The following is a 2,369-nucleotide window of genomic DNA, read 5'->3' as shown; positions in this document are numbered from 1 at the left end:
ATGGTACGGATTTTCTTTACTTTTTTTGCTTCTTGAAACCATGGATGCTCTTCGGAAGTATGGTTCAACACCAAATCCATTATGATTCGAATGTCACGTTTCCCAGCTTCATGAATTAACATTCCCATATCATCCAAAGACCCGAGCATCGGATCAATATCCCGATAGTCCGAAATATCATAACCGAAATCATCCTGAGGGGATTTACAAACTGGTGATAGCCAAATCGCACCGACACCGAGTTGCTGCAAATAGTCCAGACGGGAAACAATTCCTTTCAAATCGCCGATTCCATCACCATTACTATCTTGAAAGCTCCGTGGATATATCTGGTATACAACGATTTCTTTCCACCAATTTTTATTTTCCATTGTTCATTACAACCTTTCCAATAGACGCATAGTGTTTTTATCTTAATCAAGTCACATCATACAATTACTCTTTTACCGATCCTACAACAATTCCAGTCACAAAATATTTTTGAAGCAGCGGATAAATCAGCAGTAGCGGGATGACAGCGACTACGATTTTGGCCGCATTTAGATTTTTGTTTGAAATTTCAGTCAGGTTGCTGAGTTGTGCTGAGTTGGTGCCGGATTGAAGAAGTTCGGCAATATTCACGTTAAGGGACTGAATATAAGTCATTAGCGGATAATTGCTGACTTGGGTCATATAGATCAAACCGCTAAAGAAATCATTCCACGTTCCCACGATACTGAATAGTGCTACCGTCGCCAGCGCAGGGATGGACACGGGAACATATACTTTGAACAGAACCTGGAGCGGATTCGCCCCATCGATGAATGCTGCTTCTTCTAGCGCCTTAGGTACAGCAGAGAAGAAGTTCATGACAAGGATGACACTGAATATAGGGACAGCTCCCGGTAGAACAAGCGACCAAATTGTATTAAGCATATCGAGGTTTTTGATCAGTAGATAACTCGGGATCATCCCGCCGCTGAACAACATGGCAAAAATCATAACATTCATATAAATGTTTCTGCCCCTAAATTCCCTTTTCGACTTGGAGAGCGGGTATGCCATTAAAATAATAAGAATCATGTTGAGAATAAGTGTGAGCACAACACGTAGAACAGATATGCCAAAGGAACGCCAGAACTGAGCATCATCGATAATTTTCGTATACGCTGCTGTTGTAAAATTGACCGGTACGAGACCTACAGCATTAGCTGACACGGCCTCGCTGCTGCTGAATGAAATCGCAACGATATTCCATAACGGAAGAAGGCAGATCAATGCCAGCAATATGACGATGGCATTGATGACAAACCGGCCAATTCGATCTTTTAGGCTTACAGAATATGACATAGGCTTTGCCTCCTTAGAATATTTTTCGGTCGGTGTATTTCTTGGCCAAATGGTTGGCGGACAATAGCAAAACAATACCGATCACTGACTTGAACAGGCCAACAGCCGTACCGAAGCTATACTGTCGCCCAACGAGTCCAATCCGATATACATAAGTATCCAGTATATCTCCCGACTCATAGACAACCGGATTATACAGATTATAAATTTGATCGAAGCCGGCACTCAAAATATTGGTCAGACTCATCACTCCCATGAGCAGGATAATAGGCAACATACCTGGCAATGTAATATGCCATACTTTTCTCCACCAGCTGGCTCCATCCATTCCTGCCGCTTCATACAGACCCGGATCAATCGAAGTAATTGCAGCCAAATAGACGATGGAACTGTAACCGAACTCCTTCCACACGTCTGTCCCAATAATCAGCGGCTGGAACCAGGTGTTGCTGCCGAGAAAATTAATATTCTCCAGACCGAAAAAAGCCAAAATTTGATTCACAATTCCATCCAAACTGAACATGTTAACAACCACGGATGCTAGAACTACCCAGGATAGAAAGTGTGGCAGATAAACAATTGTCTGTACGGATTTTTTAACGAATTTGATGCGGATCTCATTTAACAAAATGGAAAAAATGATAGCCATCATTGTTCCCAATAGAATCTTGGCAATGGCAATCACCAACGTATTACTAAAAACCTGTGCGATGTCCGGCAGCTTAAACATATAAATAAAATGCTTCAGCCCTACAAATTTGGAGCCAAACATCCCCTTGGCTGGTATATAATCCTGAAACGCCGTAATGACACCGACCATCGGAACATAGCTGAATACCATTAAAAACAAAATTCCCGGAAGCATCATCAAATGATACATGGCACCCGTGCCCAACCGAACTTTTGCTCTATCATTTCCCTGTTTCATGGATGGACCCCTTTCCTGAAGAAAGGCTGCTTATCGCAGCCCTTCTAGCAGTTCATGATTGTTTATTTTTCGGATGCAGCCTCGTCTTCAATTTCCTGAATTACCTGGTCCC

The 2,369-nt window shown here is 42.4% G+C and carries 3 protein-coding genes; all 3 read right to left on the bottom strand.

Annotated features, from left to right (window positions below):
* Positions 1–371: alpha-amylase family glycosyl hydrolase (locus tag GRP75_RS24565; RefSeq protein WP_237449175.1), on the bottom strand; the 371-nt coding region annotated here is incomplete at its 3' end.
* Between the two features lie 64 nt (positions 372–435).
* Complete coding sequence (locus GRP75_RS24560) at positions 436–1,329, bottom strand: carbohydrate ABC transporter permease (protein WP_023988798.1); 894 nt, start codon at positions 1,327–1,329, stop codon at positions 436–438.
* A 13-nt stretch (positions 1,330–1,342) separates the two neighbouring features.
* Positions 1,343–2,257 (bottom strand): ABC transporter permease, encoded by a 915-nt coding sequence (locus GRP75_RS24555; protein WP_160790627.1) that lies wholly within the window; start codon positions 2,255–2,257, stop codon positions 1,343–1,345.
* Between the last annotated feature and the right edge of the window lie 112 nt (positions 2,258–2,369).

The sequence above is a fragment of the Paenibacillus sp. OT2-17 genome (genome assembly GCF_009827695.1).
Lineage (GTDB): Bacteria > Bacillota > Bacilli > Paenibacillales > Paenibacillaceae > Paenibacillus > Paenibacillus polymyxa_B.
The sequence above is the reverse complement of the archived record's forward strand: the minus strand, read 5'-3'. Positions and strand labels throughout refer to the sequence as shown.